The 2,174-nt window shown below is 64.9% G+C and carries 2 protein-coding genes; both read right to left on the bottom strand.

Annotated features, from left to right (window positions below; translation table 11 throughout):
* Window positions 1-470, bottom strand: a 470-nt coding sequence (locus EN994_RS28335) for a response regulator (protein WP_127308006.1), incomplete at its 3' end; no start/stop codon positions are given.
* 3 nt (window positions 471-473) lie between these two features.
* Window positions 474-2,012: a DUF4173 domain-containing protein gene (locus tag EN994_RS28330; protein WP_063169571.1), complete on the bottom strand. Its 1,539-nt coding sequence runs from the start codon at window positions 2,010-2,012 to the stop codon at window positions 474-476.
* Window positions 2,013-2,174 lie beyond the last annotated feature (162 nt).

The following is a 2,174-nucleotide window of genomic DNA, read 5'->3' as shown; positions in this document are numbered from 1 at the left end:
GTCAACGATAACGGCTTGCCGTCGAAGCTGGCGGTATGGCTGGCCGGCGCCAGAGCCAGTTTGCCATGCGAAAACTGCCTGTCGTCGGCCGGTTCGGGCACCGCCGGGCGGGCGCGCCGCAGGATGACGTTGACGCGGGCAACCAGCTCGCGCGGGCTGAATGGTTTCGTCACATAGTCGTCGCCGCCCATTTCGAGCCCGAGGATGCGGTCGATCTCCTCGTCGCGCGCAGAGAGGAACAGCACCGGCACATCGGATATGTGCCGCAGCCGCCGGCAGACCTCCAGCCCGTCCATTTCCGGCATGCCGATATCGAGCACGACGAGGTCCGGTGCCCGGCGGCCGATTGCCTGCAAGGCGGCGGCACCGTCGGCCACCCCTGTCGTTTTCATGCCGGCCTTCTCCAAGGCAAAGCAGATCACCTCGCGGATGTGCGGGTCATCGTCGGCGACGAGGATGTGATGCGGCATGGATCAGCGGCCCGGCATGGAAGGTTCGATAGCGGAGGGAATCACGAACGGCTCCTTGGTGTCGAGATATCGAAGCAGCCGCCAGTCGCGAAAGCTCCAGGCCCGCCAGTTCTGCTGGATAGTTCGATACCAGATTTCGTCGCTGCCGCGCACGCCGGCCAGTTCGCGGACAGTGCCGGCGGCCGCCGTCTTGCCCTGGTGCTCGAGGAAGCGATCAAGCGCGGGAAACGCGCCCGGACCGAGCGAGTGAAGATACCAGGCGTCTAGGGGAATGCCCTGGCCGGTCATTTCGAGGGAATGGTCGACATTGTAATTGGCGATCGTTGCTGCGAAATTGATGAAACAGCCGGCATAAAGCGTCAGGGATAACGTCAGAAGATTGGCGGACAGCAGCCATTCGTTGGATTTTCTAAGCGCGATGCGGGCAATGATCAGGGCAAGGCCTGCTGCCACCAGCCCCATCCAGACAAAGGCGGCGACGCGCCAGTAGGTCAATGCATAGATGCCGACATAGAGGTCGAGCCGCAGGATCGACGAGATGACCAGCATGATGTTCTGCGCCACCCAGACATAGACCAGCCGGCGGATCAGCGGATCGGCCGAGGTTTCGCTGCCGGGTCGCAGCGCTGCCAGCACGAAGCCGGCGGCAAGCAGTGCCGTGACGATCAAGGGATAGGCGCCACGATGCGCGTAGGAGGCGTAGCTCAGCCCATCGGGAAGCGCTGCCCCGCCCCACAGATAGGCGGCGTCGAGCGCCGTCTGCAGCGCAAACAGGATGTTGAAGACGATCAGGGCGCGCAGGATGGCGGCCTTGCCGAACAGGATGTCTTCGATGGTGGTGGCGGTTTTGCCGGCTTGAGCGCTGACCGCCGGCAACGCGCGCGGGATGCGGCGAACCAGGCGCGGCATGCGCGGTCGCAGAAAAGCCCAGACAGCGGCGAGCACGAACAGCCAGAAGGCAATCCGCGCCAGCTGGATAAGATCGAGCAGCCTCACGAGATCGATCAGCGACAGCCAATAGTCGATGACCGGATTGGCGGCACCGAACAGCGCCAGGAAGACCGCGCCCAGCGTCAGCGGCATCACCCAGACGGCGATCGCCGCCAGCCGGATGCGGCGCCCACCGAACCGCCGCGCCGTCCTCCGCCAGCGGATGAAATCAATGACGAAGCGGAACGGCGCCGCCAGCCCGAACAGCACGATCTGCCCGGCAATGCGGGCGATGCTGTGCCGCAGCCGACCGCTCAACGAAAGCGCGAAGACGGTCAGCGCCGCCAGCGCGATCGAGACCGACAGGGTGCTGACATTTTCAGCCAGCGGCAGCAGCGGGACAAGCAAGGCGATGGGCTTGAGCCAGACCCGGCCGTCGTTGAAGGCGGCCGGGTGCACAGCGACGACCGCCGCGGCAATCAGCAGGGCGAACAGGAAAACCGTGATCCCGGCGGGCTGGCCATAGAACAGAAAATCCGCGAGCGCTGCCAGCAGGATGGCGACACCGAAACGGCTGCAATAGCTCGGCGCGGCGGAGAACAACGCTGTCATGACCTGGCTTTCCTGATGGCTTCCAGCCGAACCGTTGGCGGGCTTCTGCGGACAAAGGGAATGAGGGTTGCGACGGGACACGCGCGCGGCGGATCGGCCAGCCACCAGCCCTCGCTCCGCAGTCGGTGAGGCAGGGACCAACGGGGCTTTGCTCGCTTGTGC

It is taken from the genome of Mesorhizobium sp. M7A.F.Ca.CA.002.09.1.1, assembly GCF_003998555.1.
GTDB lineage: Bacteria > Pseudomonadota > Alphaproteobacteria > Rhizobiales > Rhizobiaceae > Mesorhizobium > Mesorhizobium ciceri.
This window is presented reverse-complemented; position numbering and strand designations above follow the sequence as displayed.

Excerpts from the sequence above, each read along its gene's own strand:
- EN994_RS28330 (WP_063169571.1), bottom strand. The coding sequence starts at position 2,012 with ATGACAGCGTTGTTCTCCGCCGCGCCGAGCTATTGCAGCCGTTTCGGT.